Consider the following 18,932-nt stretch of genomic DNA (forward strand, 5'->3'; position numbering starts at 1 on the left):
ATAGTGTACCTGTCGCCAGGTCGTACCTGATCGGTGAGATACCCCCGCGAGTCTCGCGGGGACCCTGGCGATTACGCGAGAGAGGCCTCAGCCATGATGCGCCACAAGTACCTCCCCCTGTTGCTCACCTTTGTCAGCTTTCTGCTCGCCGCCGTCGCCCAGGCCGCGGAGCTGCCAGCGCCCATCAAGGCGATTGAGGCCCGTGGCGTCACCATCGTGGGCGAGTTCACGGCACCTAGCGGTCTGCGAGGCTATGCCGCGCGCTACAACGGCCAAGGGTTGGCCCTTTACCTCACGGCCGATGGCCAGCACGTGCTGGTGGGGACCCTATTCGATGCCCAAGGCGAGGATCTGACGAGTGCAACGCTGGAGCGTCTGGTCTTTGAGCCGATGGCCAAGGAGGTGTGGGCACGCCTGGAAAAGAGCACCTGGATTGCCGACGGGCGCCAGGATGCGCCACGCATCGTCTACATGTTCGATGACCCGAACTGCCCCTACTGCAATAAGTTCTGGCACCAGGCGCGCCCGTGGGTTGAGTCCGGCAAGATCCAGTTGCGCCACATCATGGTGGGTCTGCTCAGCCCCGACAGCGCCGGCAAGTCAGCGGCCCTATTGACCGCCAAACAGCCAGAAGCCGCACTGAAACAGCATGAGATGGCTGGTGACACGAGCACGCTCAAGGCTCTGGAAATGGTGCCCAACAATGTCCAGGCGCAACTCGACGCCAATCTTGCACTGATGACGGAACTGGGCAGCGAGGCAACGCCCACAATCGTCTATCGCGATGCGAAGGGCCGCCTGCAAATGCAGAAGGGATTACCGCCCGCCCAGGCGATGACAGAAGTTCTGGGGCCGAAATAAACTCCAATCGGGCTTGACCTTCCCACGAGGTCAAGGTTGAAGCTGGATGTGCGGCAAAAGATGCCGTTCCAGCATGAGAGGTCCCGCGATGTTCGTCTTGGAAGTTTCCGGTATGGGGTGCGGCAGTTGTGTCAGCAAAATCACCAAGGCCATCCAGGCAGCAGATTCGGAGGCCAAGGTTACGGTCGATCGCGCTGCCGGCAAAGTGAGTGTTGAAAGTGTCATGGCAGCCGAAGGCGTGAGTAAGCTGGTTCAGGCATTGGGCTATCCCACCAGAGTCAGCGCCTAGTGGTCCTGCTTTCAGACCGGCTCCGAGAGGGGCCGGTGCTTACCCTGCCTCACACGCTTGCTGCTAAATGAGTCGCCCTGGGCTTGCAGGGTGGCGGTGACTTGCCGGTGAGCATGGTTGCCCTAGAAACCGATTGCAGAGGGTCAAAGCCAGTCGCTACCGAGTGATCACGGTCCTGCGATCAAGGGGTACAGATGAGCGCGCTGATGCACCGGCCAGAGGCCTCAAGTCGCAATGGCAGCCTGGATCTCATCAAATGGGTCGCCATGGCGACCATGCTAATGGATCACCTCCGCTATCTGTGGCCGGACGCGAACTGGTTGTTCGTCATTGGTCGGTTGGCCTTTCCGCTGTTCTGTTTGGGAATTGCCACCAACGTCGCTCGCACCCGTGTCGGTGATCTGTATACCGACAGCAACGTTCACTATCTGGGCTGGCTGCTCGCCTTCTCCGTTATTTCTGAGTTGCCCTACCGAATGCTTTCGCCGTTGAGCAGCACACTCAATGTGATGCCAACCCTGATGCTTGGGTTGCTCGTGGCTTGGGGCCTCCACCACCGCGACCGTCCGAGCTTGTGCCTGGCCCTGGCGACGATGCTGATCGCTACGGTACTGCACTCACGCTTGATGTACGGTGCATTCGGGGTGCTATTGCCGGCCGCTTTGCTTCTCAGCCTTCAGCGATTCTGGGGCTGGTGGTTGCTCCCTGCTGCCGTGGCGGCGCTGGCCAATAGTCGTAATCGATGGCTTGCCGATACCGGACTCACGACAGAGACGCTTGCCCCCCTCATCACTGCGTTTGCTACACCGATAGCGGGACTTTGGCTACTACGTCAGGCAATTGACCCCGCCATTTGGCCGATTCGGCGCTGGGGGTACCTGTTTTATCCCGGACACCTAGCGGCTCTGCAGCTCATTCGGATTGCGCTGTAGCGCCGGTTGGCAGCCCGTCCAGAGAATGCGAAGGGAAGTTTCTTTCCGGCATGCCATGGACACTACAGAGCAAGCGGGAGCCGCTACACACAGGAAATGCTGACCTGACAGAACTGTAATGTTCAGCTCAGGTTGCTGACAGCACGGGGCGGTTAAGGTGACTTCGAGTCTGACACTCAGCCCGGACATACCGGGCTAACCCGTACAAATTCGAGGATACCCACATGAAATCCATGAAAGCCCTGATTGTTGTTGCCGCCCTGACCGCCTCGTCCTTCACCATGGCCGCTGGTGGCGGTGATCGGACCATGGCCCGTGCCGACAAGCTCGCCCAGGCGTCGATGGAAGCCTACCGCTTGGAAAAGCAAAAGGCGGAGTCGTCGGTCGCTGAAAAGGCCAAATCGGCTGAGCACGCCAACTGCTGAGTCCAGAGCGAGTCGGCCAACCTTACAGAAATGTAATCTTCTGAAAGGTCGGGATATGGCAGTTTTATGCTCGCGGGAGCGTGTCTCAAGGATCGACCGCGGGCACGCCCACTAGGGTGTAGGAATCATCTGGTGCGGCAGCCTAATCGCGTTGGTTGCACAGCGCTGGCTCCACTGACTCATTGGACATACACGGCATGCATTGCAAAACCTCAAGGCGAACCTTCGTCAAAGGCCTAGCCGCCGGCGGCATTCTGGGCGGACTGGGCCTTTGGCGTACCCCCGTCTGGGCGGTGACCAGCCCTGGTCAGCCCACTGTGCTGAGCGGTACCGAATTCGATCTGTTCATTGGCGAAACTCCAGTGAACATTACGGGTTCCGCGCGTACGGCCATGACGATCAACGGCACCATTCCTGGGCCGATTCTGCGTTGGCGCGAAGGCGACACTGTCACCCTACGCGTGCGCAACCGCCTGAGCGAAGACACCTCCATTCACTGGCACGGCATCATCCTGCCGGCCAACATGGACGGCGTGCCGGGCTTGAGCTTCCATGGCATCGCCCCGGATGGGATGTATGAGTACAAGTTCAAGGTCCACCAGAACGGCACCTACTGGTACCACAGTCACTCCGGGATGCAGGAACAGGTTGGCGTCTACGGCCCCATCGTGATCGAACCGAAGGAACCAGAATCCTTCCAGTACGACCGCGACTACGTGGTGATGCTGAGTGACTGGACCGACGAAAATCCGACCCGCGTCATGGCCAAGCTGAAGAAGCAGTCGGACTACTACAACTTCCACAAGCGCACCGTTGGCGACTTCATCAACGATGTGAGCGAGAAAGGCTGGGCCGCCACCGTCGCGGACCGAAAGATGTGGGCCGAGATGAAGATGAGCCCCACCGATCTCGCCGATGTCAGTGGCTACACCTACACCTACCTGATGAACGGCCAGGCACCTGACGGGAACTGGACTGGCCTGTTCAAGCCGGGCGAAAAGATTAGGCTGCGCTTCATCAACGGTTCGGCCATGAGCTACTTTGACGTACGCATTCCCGGGCTGAAAATGACCGTGGTGGCGGCGGACGGTCAGCACGTCAAACCGGTGAGCGTCGACGAGTTCCGCATTGCCGTGGCAGAAACCTACGACGTCATCGTCGAGCCTGAAAGCGAGCAGGCTTACACCATCTTCGCCCAGTCCATGGACCGCACCGGGTATGCACGCGGTACCTTGGCCGTACGTGAAGGGCTAAGCGCGACGGTACCTGAGATTGATCCCCGTCCCCTGATTGGCATGGGGGACATGGGCATGGACCATGGCAGCATGGGTGGTATGGATCACGGCAGCATGGCTGGCATGGACCACAGCAAGATGGCCGGGATGGACCATAGCGCCATGCAGGGCGATATGGCCGGTATGGACCACAGCAAGATGGCTGGCATGGACCATAGCGCCATGCAGGGCGACATGGCCGGCATGGACCACAGCAAGATGGCCGGGATGGACCATAGCGCCATGCAGGGCGATATGGCCGGCATGGACCACAGCAAGATGGCTGGCATGGACCATAGCGCCATGCAGGGCGACATGGCCGGCATGGACCACAGCAAGATGGCGGGAATGGACCATGGCAGCATGGGTGGCCAGATGCAGGCTCACCCGGCGTCCGAAACCAACAACCCGCTGGTCGACATGCAGACCATGACGCCGACCCATAAGCTCGACGATCCCGGCATCGGCCTGCGCAACAACGGCCGCCGCGTGCTCACCTATTCCGACTTGCGCAGTACCTTCATCGATCCGGATGGCCGCGAACCCGGCCGCACCATCGAACTGCATCTCACGGGCCACATGGAGAAATTCGCGTGGTCGTTCGACGGGATCAAGTTCTCCGATGCCGAACCCCTGCGTCTCAAGTACGGGGAGCGTGTCCGAATCACCCTGGTCAACGACACCATGATGACCCACCCCATCCACCTCCACGGCATGTGGAGTGACCTGGAGGATGAGAACGGAAACTTCATGGTACGCAAGCACACCATCGACATGCCGCCGGGCTCAAAACGCAGCTACCGCGTTACTGCCGATGCCCTGGGCCGCTGGGCTTACCACTGCCACCTGCTGTTCCACATGGAAATGGGCATGTTCCGTGAAGTTCGTGTGGACGAGTAAAGGAGAGTTTGTATGAGCCAAATCATGAAGCGCACATCCTGGGTCGCCGGCGCACTGTCCGCGGCTGTATTAGCCGTCCTGTTGGTACCCGCCGCGATGGCGAGTGAGAAAACTCACGCGGATCACGAGAAGGGGCAGTCTGCTCAAGGGCAGCAGATGGACCATAGCCAGATGAACCATGACCAGATGCAAGGTATGGATCACAGCAAGATGAAGGATCACGGCTCGATGAAGCACGAGCAAAACGCGGACAAGGCTAAAGCGAGCCAGGATCATGATGACTAGGATTTCAGCTCCATCCGCCCTGGCGCTGATTGTCTCGTTCAGCGCCTTGCATGCAGGCCTAGCGAGCGCCGCTGAGGAAATGGACCATAGCAAGATGCAGGGCATGGATCACAGCCAGATGCAGGGTATGGACCATAGCAAGATGGGCCAGGACCAGATGCAAGGCATGGACCACAGCCAGATGCAGGGTATGGACCATAGCAAAATGGGCCAGGACCAGATGCAAGGCATGGACCACAGCCAGATGCAGGGTATGGACCATAGCAAGATGGGCCAAGATCAGATGCAAGGCATGGACCACAGCCAGATGCAGGGCATGGACCATGGCTCGGCTGACGCCGCCCCTACTACAACCAGTCGGACGCCTATTCCGGTCCTGACCGATGCTGATCGCGCAGCGGCCTTCCCTCCGCTACCCGGGCACGGCATCCACGACAGCAAGGTCAACACCTTCTTCCTGCTTGACCAACTGGAATACCAGGACGCCGACGAGGGCAGCGTGCTCAGTTGGGATGCCTCCGGCTGGATTGGCGGCGACGTCGACCGCCTTTGGCTGCGTTCTGAGGGCGAGCGCACAAACGGGGTGACTGAAGAGGCCGAAGTGCAAGCGCTCTGGGGGCATTCCATCGGCCCTTGGTGGGATGTCGTCACGGGTGTTCGCCAGGACTTCAAACCCGGCTCGCCCCAGACCTGGGGTGCCTTCGGCCTTCAGGGTATGGCGCTCTACGCTTTCGAGGCCGAAGCCACCGCCTTTGTGGGCGAGAATGGCCAGACCGCTGCACGCTTGGAAGGTGACTACGACATTCTGCTCACCAATCGGCTGATCCTGCAGCCGACCGCGGAAGTGAATTTCTACGGCAAGAACGATCACGAGCGCGGCGTTGGCTCGGGCCTGGCCAACACCGAAGTCGGGCTGCGTCTGCGTTACGAAATCCTCCGAGAATTCGCCCCGTACATCGGTGTCACCTGGAACCGCTCCTACGGCAATACCGCCGACATGCTGCACGAAGAAGGTGAAGACCGAGAAGAGGCACGCTTTGTTGCCGGTATCCGGATGTGGTTTTGAGTACCTGACATGAAAAGAACAATTAAAACCTTAGCCATTGCGAGTGTTGTCGGTGCAACCGCGATCATGGGTGTCGCCTATTTTGGCGTAGTGAACGTCGGTGCCGACGACCCCCATCTAGCCCCTGTCCACGCGTTTCTGACGATGGTCCGCGAGCGATCGATCGAGGTGAGGGCGCGGGACCTCCAGGTGCCGAACCTGGAGGACGAGGCGCTGATTCGCGCCGGTGCCGGTAACTACAACTCCATGTGCATCGGGTGCCACCTTGCTCCAGGCGTCGCTGAAACCGAACTCAGTAAAAGCCTGTACCCGTCGCCGCCGAATCTGACTAAGGTCGGCGTGGATGGCAGTCCGGCCAGTGCGTTCTGGATCATCAAGCACGGTATCAAGGCCACGGGCATGCCAGCCTGGGGCAAGAGCATGGGTGACCAGTACATCTGGGGTATGGTCGCCTTCCTGCAGCAGCTGCCTTCGCTGGACGCCGCCCAGTACCGGGCCCTAGTTGCCAGCAGTAGTGGTCACCAGCACGGCGGTGGCGAATCCAAGATGCACAACCACGAAGGCCAGCACGGCGACAACGTGTCGGCGGCCGGCAGCCACCATGGCAGCGCTGGCGAAGATCACCACGCAGTTGGGCAGGCAGGTGACGATCACCACATGGGCGAATCGGCCAGCCAGGAAGCGGATCATCATGCGGCTGAACAAGGCGGCCAGGCTGATGAGAGTCACCATGCTGGCGAGGAAGGTGAAGCACACCACCACGAGATGGAGCAGGCCCAGGACGAAACTCCTCCGTCCTCAAAGACGCACACCCATGCCGATGGCAAAGAGCACGACCATGAAAGCTAAGTCTCATCGAAAGCTGCGCCTCGTAGCGCTCACCTCCCTGTTCCTGGTGTCCGCGGCCCAGGCTGCAGAATCCTTGACGGTTGATGTCCACCGGAGCGCCAGTTGCGGCTGCTGCAAGAAATGGGTCGAGCATCTGGAAGCCAATGGCTTCAAAGTCATCGATCATGTCGAGTCGAATATGGCTTCGGTCAAGCAGCGCCTGGGCGTAGCCCCACGGTTAGCGTCCTGCCATACCGCAGTGATTGACGGCAAATTCATCGAAGGGCATGTCCCGGCCGCTCAAGTCATCGAGCTCAGCAAACGCTCCGATCTGCGTGGCATTGCTGTGCCCGGCATGCCGGCCGGCTCTCCCGGGATGGAAGTCGGTGGGAAGCAAGACGCTTATCAGGTCATTGGCCTGACCCAGGCGGGAACCGACCAGGTAATCGCCGAGTATCCGGCCAAGTAACGGACAGTTCGTTCCGCCTGCGCACCCGGCCAGCCATCAGGTTTGCCGGGTTTTCCTTGTTACGTCCCTCGCGCAATTGCACTCACCCTGAGCGCTGCGCTGCTCCCAACGGTTGGAGGACCTTGCTGACTGTTTTTCGGGATAGCCTTGATCGACGGATGCAGGCTCTTTAAAGCATGCACAACGTAGGGGACCAACCACACGCTGGGCATTCGGTAAGGGGCTTGTTGCGTCGTTTAATGTGACTGTCTAATCAGGTCCATGGCACAGCGAGATCTCTACAGTCGGCGCTCTGGCTGAGCTTTCGGACCAGCGAAAAAAGAGGCGCCCGTAGGCGCCGAGGATTACCTCCAAGGGAGCACAATGGAGGTAATGGTGATGGATCGGGGTGAACACCTTGCGAGCCGTTCATCCCAGTGCCGTTTACAGCACTTCAAGCGGGTACTCGACGATCAGTCGGAACTCATCCAGGTCCGACTCAAAGTCGGTCGCGCGCGTGGTGGCTTGGCGGATACGGAAAGACAGGTCCTTGAGTGAACCACTCTGGACCACGTACTTGGCCTCGATATCCCGCTCCCAGCGCTTCTGGTTGGTCAGCGGATCGCCGTTGGCATCCCGACGCATGTAGACGGCGTTGGCGTTGGTGTAGTCCGCGTCCCAGCCCTGCGCATAGCGGGTCATGAAACTCAGGCCCGGCACGCCGAAGGATTCCATATCCAGGTCATAGCGAACCTGCCAGGATTGTTCCTTCGGTGAGTTGAAGTCGCTGTACTGGATGGAGTTGTCCAGGTAGATCGAATCAGACTGCCGCAGGTAGTCGAAGTCATCGTCACCGTTGTTGCGCTGATACGCCACGATGACGCTGTGGGCGCCAAACTTCACCCCGGCCTTACCGCTCCAGATGTTGTTGTTGAAGCTACCGAGGAGCTGTTTGCCCTCGTCTACAGCCTTGTAGTAGTTGAACCCACCAATCAGCGCTACGTCATCCGCAAGCGGATAGCTCAGCGTGGTGCCAAAGTAGTACTGGTTCCAGGCGTCCTTGAGGCGGCTGCTGTACAAGCTGACGGCAACGCTGTCATTCATCAAATAGTCGCCGCCGAAGTAGGCGATCCAGGGCGAGTCCACCGCGCCGGCGTAGAAGGTGGCAAAACCGTCCCGCATGCTGCTGGAGTTAGGCTGGCTCATCGCATGCAAGCGCCCCCCCTGCAGGGTCAGTCCATCGATGCTGGTATTGGCGAGGGTAATACCCCGGAAGCTTTCCGGGAGCAGGCGCGAATCGCCGTATTGCACCACCGGCGTCACCGGGAACACATCTCCGGCTTTGATGACGGTATCCATGAAGCGGGCTTTCACTGCGCTCCCGACCTTGGAGTAATCATCTTCGGGCTGACCCGCGCTGTTGTATGGCATGACGTCGACCGAGCCACCGGCACCTGAGCGGCCGTCACCCGAGTCGAGCTTGATCCCCAGCATCGCAAAGGCATCGATTCCGAAGCCTACCGTGCCCTCGGTGAAGCCCGACTCGAAGCGTCCCATGATGCCGTGGGCCCACTCTTCGGAAAAACCGTTGCCGGTGCGACTCGACTGTCCTTTGCGGAAATCGCGATTGAAGTAAAGGTTGCGGTTGAGGATGGTGAGGCTGCTGCCCTCAATGAATCCTTCAGGCTTTGGCTCATCGGCCATTGCGCCGTGTCCAACGCTGATGCCCAACGCAATGAGCGAGAGGCCAAACAGGCTCTTGTTGTTCATTTTATACTCCTGGCGTGATTGGCAGTTCTTCTGTTAGTGGTTTCTTATTAAGAACAGGTGATGCGCCAAGTCCGCTGATACGCACCACGGCCATAGTTCCACACGCCAACTAACGCCAGGATGACTTCAAAATTACTTTTCTGTCAGCAAAAAGTAAGCAAGTAGCGTTCAAATCCACCTGCGCTTTTGTTCATTAATTAACCGCCATGGGGACAGCCAAAACCTTGGACGCGGTATTCAATGGTGTGCAGCTCGCCTTGGGAGTCCTCATAAGTCATACGTGCCGGCACCACGCCGCAGGCACTGCTGCTGGGCGTAACGCTCACAACTTTGGCGATGTCCAAATTCATCCCGTACTTATAGTGCTTTACGTCCGGCACAGCCTTGCCCTGTGTTTCAGCATACTGCGCCATGGCTTTCTCATTGGACTGGAGCATTCGCCCAAATACCCGGTCGGCTCCGCCTTCGGCTAATGCAAACGATGAAACTGCCAGAAGGGATATCGTCATGACTGTTTGGATTGCTTTCATTCCATCCACCTTAATGTCGGTTTACCCACTGGAATGTTAGAAAACCCACCTGTCATAAAGCTGAGGCGAAAATTACATTTTGGTAAGCGATATGCCAGAAACTGGCAAATAACAGGAGGCAAGCGGCAATCTTTCAGGCGCTTATTAAGCATGGAGATTAAAACTTACAATTCGCGCAAAATTTGAAGTAAATCAAGTTGCAGTTAAAGCGCTAACTGCAGGAAGAATTTTTCCTTCCTGCAGTTAGCTGTTACTCGCTTAAGATCGCGCCGAGACTGCGTGTCGATTGTTCAAGGGCGCTCGTAGGTGCCGGCGACGCATCAGGCAGTAGGCTGCCGGGAGGACGAACAGCGACAGCAAGGGTGCAGTCACCATGCCGCCGACCATCGGAGCGGCGATACGGCTCATGATCTCGCTGCCGGTGCCGCTGCCCCAGAGGATCGGCAGCAGACCGGCGATGATCACCGCCACCGTCATGGCCTTCGGTCGCACACGCTGCACGGCGCCTTCGCGAATTGCCGCGAGCAGACCCTCCTCAGTCGCGTCGCCGGCATCTTCGCGCTCGGCCCAGGCATTCTTCAGGTAGAGCAGCATGATCACGCCGAACTCAGCGGCGACGCCGGCCAAAGCAATGAATCCAACGCCGGTGGCCACTGACAGGTTGTAGCCGAGCAGATAGAGGAACCACATCCCTCCGGTCAGGGCGAACGGCAGGGTAGCCATGATCAGGAAGGCCTCGTCGAAACGAGCAAAGGTCAGGTAAAGCAGAACGAAGATGATCAGCAGCGTGGCCGGTACCACCAACTTAAGCCGTGCATTGGCCCGTTCGAGAAACTCGAACTGCCCCGAGTAGGTAAGGCTCATCCGCGGTTTCAGCTCGACCTGCTCGCTGACGACCTTGCGCAGGTCGGCCACCACCGAGGCGATATCCCGACCACGCACGTCGATATACACCCAGCCGGAGGGCCGGGCATTTTCGCTTTTCAACATGGGCGGACCGTCGGTGGTCTTGATCCTCGCCACCATGCCCAGGGTGATTTGCAGACCCTGCGGAGTGAAGATCGGCAACTGCTCCAGAGCCTCTGGCGAATCTCGCCACTCCCGTGGGTAGCGCACGCTGATCGGGAAGCGCGCCAAGCCTTCGATGGTTTCGCCGATGTTCTCGCCGCCGATGGCACTTGCCACGATGGACTGGACGTCAGCGATGTTCAGCCCATAGCGCGCGGCGGCCTGGCGATCGATGTCGACATCGACGTAGCGACCGCCGGTGAGGCGTTCGGCGAGCGCCGAGCTGACACCTGGTACTGTCTTGGCGACCTGTTCCACCGCCTGGGTAACGGCATCGATGTGCGCCAGGTTGGGACCGGCGACCTTAACTCCAATCGGGCTCTTGATCCCGGTCGCGAGCATGTCGATACGGTTGCGGATCGGTGGAATCCAGATGTTGGTCAGTCCCGGCACCTTCACCACCCGGTCCAGTTCTTCCACTAGCTTTTCCGGGGTCATGCCCGCGCGCCATTCTTCGCGTGGTTTGAACTGGATAGTGGTCTCGAACATCTCCAAAGGCGCCGGGTCGGTGGCCGTCTCGGCGCGGCCCGCCTTGCCAAAGACGTGTTTGACTTCCGGTACTGTCTTGATCAGGCGATCGGTCACCTGCAGCAGCTGGCTGGCCTTCTGTGCGGACAGGCCTGGCAGTGCCGAGGGCATGTAGAGCAAGTCGCCTTCGTCTAGCGGCGGAAGGAACTCGCCGCCCAACCGCGAGATCGGCCACAGGGCGCTGACAAAGACCACCACAGCCACCACCAAAGTCAGTTTGGGATTGCGTAGCACCCACTCCAGTGCGGGCTCGTAAATTCGGATTAGCCCGCGATTCAGCGGGTTCTGCTCTTCCTTCGGAATGCGCCCGCGAATCCAATAGCCCATCAGCACTGGAACCAAGGTCACCGACAACGCAGCAGCAGTCGCCATGGCGTAGGTCTTGGTGAAGGCCAGCGGCCCGAACAGGCGGCCCTCCTGTGCCTCCAGGGTAAACACGGGGATAAAGGACAGGGTGATGATCAGCAGGCAGAAAAACAGCGCCGGCCCGACCTCGGCGGCGGCATCGCTCATCACCTGCCAGTGATGCTTGCCCTTCAATTCCTCGCCTGGGTGGGCGGCATGCCACGCCTCGATCTTCTTGTGGGCGTTCTCGATCATCACTACTGCGGCGTCCACCATGGCGCCGATGGCAATGGCAATCCCGCCCAGGGACATGATGTCGGCGTTGATTCCCTGCTTCTGCATGATGATGAAGGCGATGAGCACGCCGATCGGTAGAGAGATGATCGCCACCAGCGAGGAGCGCAGGTGCCAGAGGAACACTGCACAGACCAAAGCGACCACGATGAACTCCAGCAGTAGCTTGTGGCTGAGGTTTGTCACCGCGCGATCAATCAACAGACTGCGGTCGTAGGTAGTTACGATTTCCACCCCGGCCGGCAGGCTTTTCTGCAGCTCGTCCAACTTGGCTTTCACGGCGCCGATGGTCTCGCGAGCGTTCTTGCCACTACGCAAAATCACCACGCCGCCGACCGTCTCGCCCTGGCCATCCAACTCGGTGATTCCGCGGCGCATCTCCGGCCCTTGCTGAATCGTCGCCACGTCGCCAAGGGTGACTGGCACGCTGCCGTTAACGAGTTTGAGCGGCACGGCGCGAAAATCGTCCAGCGATTTCAGGTAGCCGGTGGCGCGCACCATGAACTCGGCTTCGGCCAGGGTCAGCACGGCGCCACCAGTTTCCTGGTTCGCCTTGCCGATGGCCTCAATCACCGCGTCCTGGGTAATGCCCTGGCTGGCCAGACGCACAGGGTCGAGTACCACCTGGTATTGCTTGACCATGCCACCCACGGTGGCCACCTCGGCGACGTTGGGCAGGGTCTTCAGTTCGAACTTGAGAAACCAGTCCTGCAAGGCGCGCAATTGCGCCAGGTCGTGCCTACCGCTGCGATCCACCAGGGCGTACTGGAAGATCCAGCCCACTCCGGTGGCATCCGGACCTAACGCCGGTTTCGCCGTGGTCGGCAGGCGACTCTGGATCTGGCTGAGGTATTCCAGCACGCGGGAACGGGCCCAGTACAAGTCGGTGCCATCCTCGAAAATCACATAGACGAAGCTGTCCCCGAAGAAGGAATAGCCCCGCACCGTTTTCGCCCCCGGGACCGAGAGCATGGTGGTCGCCAGCGGATAGGTAACCTGGTTCTCAACAATTTGTGGCGCCTGGCCCGGGTAAGGGGTGCGGATGATCACCTGGACGTCGGAGAGGTCGGGCAGCGCATCCATCGGCATGTTCTGCACCGACCAGACGCCCCAGGCCGTCGCGAACAGGGTGGCCAGTATGACCAGGAAGCGGTTGGCCAACGACCAGCGAATCAGCGCGGCAATCATGGCTGGCCTCCGAGTTTTTCCAAACGCTCGACCACCAGACCACTGTCGGTCTGACGTACCGTGACACGGACCTTGTCACCCGCCTTGATCCCAGCCATCACGGTGGGATCGGCGAGCGGGTAGGCCATGGTCATGCCCGGCATGCCCACGGTCTCGAATGGCCCATGGGCCAGGGTAACGCTGGCAGCGTCGATCGCCGTGACCTGCGCGTCGGCTTCGTCCCGCACGGGGGCGGCGGTGGAGGTGGGTTTGCTCTCGGTGGGCGCGGTTAGGCCTTTGAGACTAGCCTCGGAGTCCAGCAGGAACTGCCCGGAGGCGACCACCTGCTGGCCTTCCGTGAGCCCTTGGGTCACTACGGTGCGGCCGGAACTTTCCGGCCCAAGCCGGACCTCCACCGGACGATAGCGACCGCCGTCCTCGGCAAGCATGACCAATGCCCGGCGACCCGTGCGCATGACAGCTTCGCTGGACACCCAAAGGACGCTCTGCGCGGTGGAACGATTCAAACGGACCTGGGCAGTCAGGCCGGGACGCAGGCGACCATCGGGATTGGGCAATTCGACGCGAACCCTCAGCGTGCGGCTGTCCGGATTGGTTTCCGGCAGAATCGCATCGACTGTCCCGGCGAGCACTTCGCCAGGAAAAGCCGGCAGGCGTGCTTCAACTGCCTGGCCTTGCGCAATCGAGCCAGCTTCTGATTCGGGGACAGCAAGGCTCAGCCAGACGCTGCTCAGACCATTGATGCGCGCCAGATTGGTGCCGGCCGCCACGGTCATGCCGGTGCGCACATCCAGTTCCTGGATGACGCCACCAATCGGACTGCTCAACGTCAGAACCGGTCGAGACTTGCCGCTGCGTTCGACCTGGCTGATCAGTGCCGTCGGCATGCCCAGGAGTTGCAGGCGCTGACGTGCAGCTGCCAACAGGCCGGCATCGCCGTTGTTTTTCAGTGCGAGGAACTCCTCCTGGGCGGCAGCCCAGTCCGGGATCAGTAGGTCCACCAGCGGCGCCCCAGCCTTGAGCACATCCCCTGGCGCCCGGGCGTAGACCCGTTCGACGAAGCCGCCAGCTCGCGCCTGGACCACCGCAACTTCTCGTTCGTTGAGGGCCAGCACGCCGACTACATCCAGAGAGTTGGTGAGGGGGCCGCGAGTGACGGTGGCCAGTCGCAGGCCCAGGTTCTGCGTCAGACTGGGGTCGATGCTGATGGCAGTGCTGTCAGCGCCTTCGTCGGCATATTTGGGCAGCAACTCCATGTCCATGAAGGGCGACTTACCCGGCTTGTCGAACTTCTGCTGGGGGCTCATGGGGTCGTACCAGTACAACACCTTGCGTCCGTCCTGAGCGGCGGTGGAGTGCTCGGCAGTCGCCTTGGAAGCGTCGTCCATGCCGGAGGAGGCGTACCAGTACCCGCCTGCTAACCCCAGGGCGATCGAGAGGCCGCTCAGTAGCGCACCTTTCCAGAATTGTGCGCTCATTGGTGACTCTCCCCGTAGGTGAAGTGGAGCTTGGCGCCGGTCAGGGCACGCTGTCCCTCGATGTCGATGTGATTCAGACGTGCCTCAATCAGCTCGCGGCGTGCCGCAATAACGGCGGACAGGTCACCCGTGCCGGCGCGGTAGCTGGCCGTGGTCAGGTCGACCTTCTCTTTCGCCAGCGGCAGCAGGCTGTCCTGACTGCGACGGACCGAGCGGTTCAGGCGCTCGTATTCAGCAAGGTCCGCTTCCAGTTGCTGGGCGCTTTCCCGCGTACGAGCTTCGCGCTCGGCCTCCAGCTGGTTGAGCTCGGCACGGCGGGCAGCGATCGTGGGGTTCTGTCGGGACCCTGGAAACAGCGGAAGGTCGAAGGTGAACTCCACGCTCACCATGTCGCCAAACTCACGGGCTCGGCGTTGGTAGTCGACCTCCCAGCTCCAGTCAGGCTTCTTGTCTGCCTCTGCCTCGCGCACTTTGGCTTCCGCCTCGCCGGTGATGTGCGCATACGCTGCCAGCTCAGGATTCCGCTCCAGCTTGCCGGCATATTCCGAGGCCGCAATCGGCCAGGCTGGCAGTTCGCCGACCAAAGGCTCGTCCGCGGCAGGACCGATCCAGCGGCGCAGCGCGGCACGTGCCTCGGCCTGCTGGCGAACCAGTTCGTCCTCCTGCTCGGCGAGTTGGGCCGCCTCCTGTTTCGCGGTCACCGCATCGGCTGACTGGGCCCGTCCCCCGGCAATTTGCGCGTTTACCGTGGTGGCCAGGAGCCGATTCTCCCGGAACAACTCGCCAAAGAGCGCTTGCTTGCGCTCGACCGAATAACGGGTGATCCAGGCTTCAGCGGTACCCTGACGAACCTTCAGGCGCTCGATGCGGCCATCTGCGGCCGCGCGATCGACGGCTGCATTGGCGACTTCACTGCGCGCCCGGCGCTTGTCGCCGTTGGGCATTTCTTGCATGACCCCGACCATCTGCATGGTCATGAAGTCTTCCTTGAGCATCCAGCGGTCGGGGCCGCTAACGGGGTAGTTCTGCACGCCGAGGATCAATTTGGGGTCTGGCAGTTCACCGGCAGGGATGGCCGCACTGCTGGCAGCCTGAAGTTTGTAAGTCTGCGCGGCGAGCGATGGAGCGTTGTCCTCAGCCAGCCGCAAGGCTTCGTCGAGGGTCAAGTCGGCGGCGTGGCTGGGTGCACCAATTACAGATGCCACCAAGGCGGCGATCGGCCAGCCGGTGCAATAGCGTGTGGGGTTCATCATCACGATTCCTGTGAAGTTCCGCTGCGCGGCGTACGGCACGTACGGAGATTAGCTGCGCCGCGTGAGTAGCGCGGCAGTCAGTCGGGAACAGGAATCAGACGCGGGGGGGATGCCAGATACTGGATGGCGTTCGCTCAGGCAGGAAGTCGCTGATCGAGGTCATTGCTACGGGGAAAGCCAGGTCCAGAACAGGCTTCAGGAATCTCACCTGCAGGATGCTGACGGTCTTGCACTCCAGGCCAGGCTTGCACGGCTTGCCATGATCGGAGTTGCCGTGACAGCAGTCCGCACCCGTGTCCATCATTTTGCTCATACCCGCGGACTTCATCGGGCAGGGCTCCGACGGCGACTGCTCGCCCGCCATCCCGTTGAAGGGAAGCGCGAAGGCGATCAGCAGGAGCAGACACAGGCGCAAGTAGCGTTGCATGCGGGACAGTTTAGACCGGGCTCTAGGGGCTAACAATTACGATTCTGTAAGGCTGGAGCGCGTTCGCCGAGGTTGATCGAGGACTCCACGTTGCCCATTTTTCACGCTCATGTACGCCCCTTGCGCCGAACAAAATCCTCCTCTGCTCGTTCATGGAACTCTCGCACACCGGACTCCTTGTGTGCAGCGGCTCTTGTGTGACGCTGATTGAAACTTTGCTGCTCCATGCTTCAGCCTCCCTGACCCGCTCTCAACCGTGCTCGAAAGCGCGGAATGAACCTGGGTGTAGCACGGGCATAGGCGTCATAAGCGGCGCCGAACTCCTTGCGCATGTCCCGCTCTTCGGCAACCGCCAAGCGCCCGTACATCACCAGCAACACCGGGAACATCACCAACGTCAGAAGTGTTGGCCACTGAAGCAGAAAGCCCAGGAGAATCAGGACAAAGGCTACGTACTGAGGATGTCGAAGCCACGCATAGGGCCCAGCCGTGGCGAGTGAATGTCGGCGCTGTGCGTGGTACAGCACGTTCCAGGCGGCCGATAGCAGATAGAAGCCGAAGCCCAAGAACACGTAGCTGGCAATGTGCAGCACACTGAAATGCGGATCGCCTTTTTCACCTAGCAACGTCGACCAAAGATGGCCAACGTCGTGGGACAGCAGATCGAGGTTAGGGAACTTGGATTGCAACCAGCCTGAAAGCAGGTAAATCGTCAGCGGGAAGCCATACATCTCCACGAACAGGGCGACGATGAACGCAGAAAATGCACCGAAGCTCCTCCAATCTCTGGCAGTCGCCGGTTTGAAGAAACTGAATGCGAACATGATGAAGATGGCTGAGTTGAGGAAAACCAGAGACCAGAGACCATATGCAGTTTCACCGTGGTTCATGATGGATCTCCCGGCTTACGCGCATCGGTCTTCCCGGAGGGGCCGGAATTGTTCTGGCCTGGGTGATGGTGCCCCCCGTGCCCACGGTGCATGAAGACATGCATCAGTGGGCAGGCGAGTAAAAGCAGATACGGCAGGGCTCCGACCACATGGGCGAGGTGCTCGGTCAGCAGGAAATAGATTGCGACTCCACCGATCACCACAAGGCCGATTGCGTAACGGGATCGCCAGAAGTTGGGGGGCGAACCATGTTTATCGGATGGTTGGTTCATGGCGTCTCCTCGGAAGGGTGATGAGCTACTTCGACGGCGCAGGAGGCATGCGGTCCATCATCATCTGCATCATGGATTCCATCATGTCCATGCGCTTTTCCATCATCTGTTGACGTGCGGCCATATCACCGTCGCCTTGCATTCCCCCCATACCCGGCATTCCACCCCCCATGGACTTCATCATGGCCATGCCGTCCTTCATCAGCGTCATATGCTCGGCCATCAGTGCCTGACGCGCTTCCGGGGTTTTGGCGGCGGCCATTTTTTCGTGCATGGCTTGCATGGCCTTCATGTGCTGGTCCATCGCCGCCATTTGCCCCTTGTCCATTTGCTGGACGGCGGGTGTCTGCGCGGCGGCGTCCGAACCGGCAGTGTTGGCCGGGTGGTGCGTTGAGTGCTCATCGGTGTTTTGCGCCATGGCGCCAAGTGATGTTGCTGTCAAACAGAGTCCGATCAGCACAGTGCGAATGTTGGACATCATCATCTCCTTATTCGGCTTTCGGCGGCTTGTAGCTGATCCCATTAGGTCCGGCGCCAACCTTGTACGTGCCAACGACCTTGCGGCTGTCCGTATCGATCACGGAGACAGTGCCCGCTTCAATGTTGCTGACAAACACATAACTGCCATCGGTACTGATGGCCACACCATGCGCCCCTTTGCCGGTCGTCACGGTGCCGATAGGACTCCGCGTTTGGGGATCGACGATAGAGACGCGATCATCCGGGTTCTGGGCGCTGCCCTGGTTCGCCACATAGACCTGACGACCATCTACGGTGGCCATCATCTGGATTGGCGTACGGCCCACATCAACCGTGCCGACTACCTTGCGTCCAGCGGTATCGATGATGCCCAGCTGGTTCGCTGCACTGAGCGAGACAAACGCGAGTCGTCCATCAGGCGCAAAACCGACCTGGACCGGCGCTTTACCCACCGGTACTTGAACAGTCTCCTTGAGCGTTGCGACATCAATGAGCGATACGCTATCGCTGCGCATGTTCGCGACGTAAAGGGTTTTGCCGTCTGGGCTTAAGCGCAGCCCATGGGGATAGCGCCCCGTCGGGATGCTCGATAGCTCGGTCTGCTGGGTGAGGTCGAAAACTCGTACGCGGTTGGCGGCCGAATCGGTCACAAAAGCGAGCTGTCCTTTGGAGTCGGTGACCACGTGCGCCGGGTGGTCGCCTGCCGGCAGGCTGAACAATGGCCGGTCCAGAGCGGTAGTACTGAAGACAAGCAACTGCCCACCGGTTTTGTCACCACTCGAGTGCCCGGCATGTCCGGATATTCCAACGACCAGGAGCAGGCTGCCGTCGGGAGAAACCTGCACGTTGTGCGGAGCGATCGGCAATGCAACCGTGCTTACCGCACCTGTAGAGAGGTCCACCTGGCTGATGGAAGCGGCCCGCTCATTGGCCGTGTAGACGCTTCCAGCTGGGTTTGCCAAGGCCAGGCCCAAGTGCGTCAAGAAGGATAGACCTAAAGCCAGAGAGGTAAACCGCTTAGCTTTCATCATGTTTTCTCCACCGCAAGACATCGCATTTGAGCCGAACAGGCCAGGACCTCAGCTCAAGCTATGCGTGAAA

The 18,932-nt window shown here is 60.1% G+C and carries 19 protein-coding genes; 9 read left to right on the plus strand and 10 right to left on the minus strand.

Annotated features, from left to right (window positions below; genetic code table 11):
* Positions 1-93 precede the first annotated feature (93 nt).
* From dsbG to PIN01S_RS02345, 9 genes are all read left to right on the plus strand, one after another.
* Positions 94-861, plus strand: a complete 768-nt coding sequence (gene dsbG / locus PIN01S_RS02305; RefSeq protein ID WP_084333462.1) for a thiol:disulfide interchange protein DsbG — start codon at positions 94-96, stop codon at positions 859-861.
* An 88-nt stretch (positions 862-949) separates the two neighbouring features.
* Positions 950-1,150 (plus strand): heavy-metal-associated domain-containing protein, encoded by a 201-nt coding sequence (locus PIN01S_RS02310; RefSeq protein WP_084333464.1) that lies wholly within the window; start codon positions 950-952, stop codon positions 1,148-1,150.
* A gap of 194 nt (positions 1,151-1,344) precedes the next feature.
* The gene (locus PIN01S_RS02315; protein ID WP_226283063.1) at positions 1,345-2,082 is read left to right on the plus strand and encodes a TraX family protein; all 738 of its coding nucleotides are present in this window, start codon (positions 1,345-1,347) and stop codon (positions 2,080-2,082) included.
* A gap of 233 nt (positions 2,083-2,315) precedes the next feature.
* A complete protein-coding gene (locus PIN01S_RS02320; RefSeq protein WP_404804863.1) occupies positions 2,316-2,507 on the plus strand; it encodes a co-regulatory protein PtrA N-terminal domain-containing protein in 192 nt (63 codons plus the stop codon).
* 197 nt (positions 2,508-2,704) lie between these two features.
* Positions 2,705-4,681 (plus strand): copper resistance system multicopper oxidase, encoded by a 1,977-nt coding sequence (locus PIN01S_RS02325; protein ID WP_084333470.1) that lies wholly within the window; start codon positions 2,705-2,707, stop codon positions 4,679-4,681.
* A gap of 12 nt (positions 4,682-4,693) precedes the next feature.
* Positions 4,694-4,966, plus strand: a complete 273-nt coding sequence (locus PIN01S_RS02330; RefSeq protein ID WP_084333472.1) for a copper resistance protein CopB — start codon at positions 4,694-4,696, stop codon at positions 4,964-4,966.
* The gene (locus PIN01S_RS02335) at positions 4,956-6,032 is read left to right on the plus strand and encodes a copper resistance protein B (protein ID WP_084333474.1); all 1,077 of its coding nucleotides are present in this window, start codon (positions 4,956-4,958) and stop codon (positions 6,030-6,032) included. Before PIN01S_RS02330 ends, PIN01S_RS02335 begins: the two co-directional genes overlap by 11 nt.
* A gap of 9 nt (positions 6,033-6,041) precedes the next feature.
* Entirely contained in the window at positions 6,042-6,881 is an 840-nt protein-coding gene (locus tag PIN01S_RS02340) for a c-type cytochrome (protein WP_084333476.1), read from the plus strand.
* Positions 6,871-7,329 (plus strand): DUF411 domain-containing protein, encoded by a 459-nt coding sequence (locus tag PIN01S_RS02345; protein WP_084333478.1) that lies wholly within the window; start codon positions 6,871-6,873, stop codon positions 7,327-7,329. The genes PIN01S_RS02340 and PIN01S_RS02345 overlap by 11 nt, the downstream gene beginning before the upstream one ends.
* Positions 7,330-7,752: 423 nt before the next feature.
* Here the strand turns inward: PIN01S_RS02345 and PIN01S_RS02350 are convergent, their stop codons facing one another.
* The 10 genes from PIN01S_RS02350 to PIN01S_RS02395 form a co-directional block, all read right to left on the minus strand.
* Positions 7,753-9,078 (minus strand): OprD family porin, encoded by a 1,326-nt coding sequence (locus PIN01S_RS02350; protein ID WP_084333480.1) that lies wholly within the window; start codon positions 9,076-9,078, stop codon positions 7,753-7,755.
* Between the two features lie 197 nt (positions 9,079-9,275).
* A complete protein-coding gene (locus PIN01S_RS02355; protein ID WP_084333482.1) occupies positions 9,276-9,608 on the minus strand; it encodes a DUF2790 domain-containing protein in 333 nt (110 codons plus the stop codon).
* 258 nt (positions 9,609-9,866) lie between these two features.
* Positions 9,867-13,031 (minus strand): efflux RND transporter permease subunit, encoded by a 3,165-nt coding sequence (locus PIN01S_RS02360; protein WP_084333484.1) that lies wholly within the window; start codon positions 13,029-13,031, stop codon positions 9,867-9,869.
* Positions 13,028-14,509, minus strand: a complete 1,482-nt coding sequence (locus PIN01S_RS02365; RefSeq protein WP_084333486.1) for an efflux RND transporter periplasmic adaptor subunit — start codon at positions 14,507-14,509, stop codon at positions 13,028-13,030. Before PIN01S_RS02365 ends, PIN01S_RS02360 begins: the two co-directional genes overlap by 4 nt.
* Complete coding sequence (locus PIN01S_RS02370) at positions 14,506-15,759, minus strand: TolC family protein (RefSeq protein ID WP_084333587.1); 1,254 nt, start codon at positions 15,757-15,759, stop codon at positions 14,506-14,508. Before PIN01S_RS02370 ends, PIN01S_RS02365 begins: the two co-directional genes overlap by 4 nt.
* A gap of 97 nt (positions 15,760-15,856) precedes the next feature.
* Positions 15,857-16,189 carry a hypothetical protein gene (locus tag PIN01S_RS02375; protein WP_084333488.1) on the minus strand — a complete coding sequence of 111 codons (333 nt, stop codon included), beginning with the start codon at positions 16,187-16,189 and terminating at the stop codon, positions 15,857-15,859.
* Positions 16,190-16,419: 230 nt separating this feature from the next.
* Positions 16,420-17,079 carry a methyltransferase family protein gene (locus tag PIN01S_RS02380; RefSeq protein ID WP_084333490.1) on the minus strand — a complete coding sequence of 220 codons (660 nt, stop codon included), beginning with the start codon at positions 17,077-17,079 and terminating at the stop codon, positions 16,420-16,422.
* Positions 17,076-17,351 carry a DUF2933 domain-containing protein gene (locus PIN01S_RS02385; protein WP_084333491.1) on the minus strand — a complete coding sequence of 92 codons (276 nt, stop codon included), beginning with the start codon at positions 17,349-17,351 and terminating at the stop codon, positions 17,076-17,078. The genes PIN01S_RS02380 and PIN01S_RS02385 overlap by 4 nt, the downstream gene beginning before the upstream one ends.
* A gap of 25 nt (positions 17,352-17,376) precedes the next feature.
* The gene (locus tag PIN01S_RS02390) at positions 17,377-17,829 is read right to left on the minus strand and encodes a hypothetical protein (protein ID WP_084333492.1); all 453 of its coding nucleotides are present in this window, start codon (positions 17,827-17,829) and stop codon (positions 17,377-17,379) included.
* A 10-nt stretch (positions 17,830-17,839) separates the two neighbouring features.
* The gene (locus tag PIN01S_RS02395; protein WP_084333494.1) at positions 17,840-18,862 is read right to left on the minus strand and encodes a YVTN family beta-propeller repeat protein; all 1,023 of its coding nucleotides are present in this window, start codon (positions 18,860-18,862) and stop codon (positions 17,840-17,842) included.
* Positions 18,863-18,932 lie beyond the last annotated feature (70 nt).

The sequence above is a fragment of the Pseudomonas indica NBRC 103045 genome (genome assembly GCF_002091635.1).
GTDB lineage: Bacteria > Pseudomonadota > Gammaproteobacteria > Pseudomonadales > Pseudomonadaceae > Pseudomonas_M > Pseudomonas_M indica.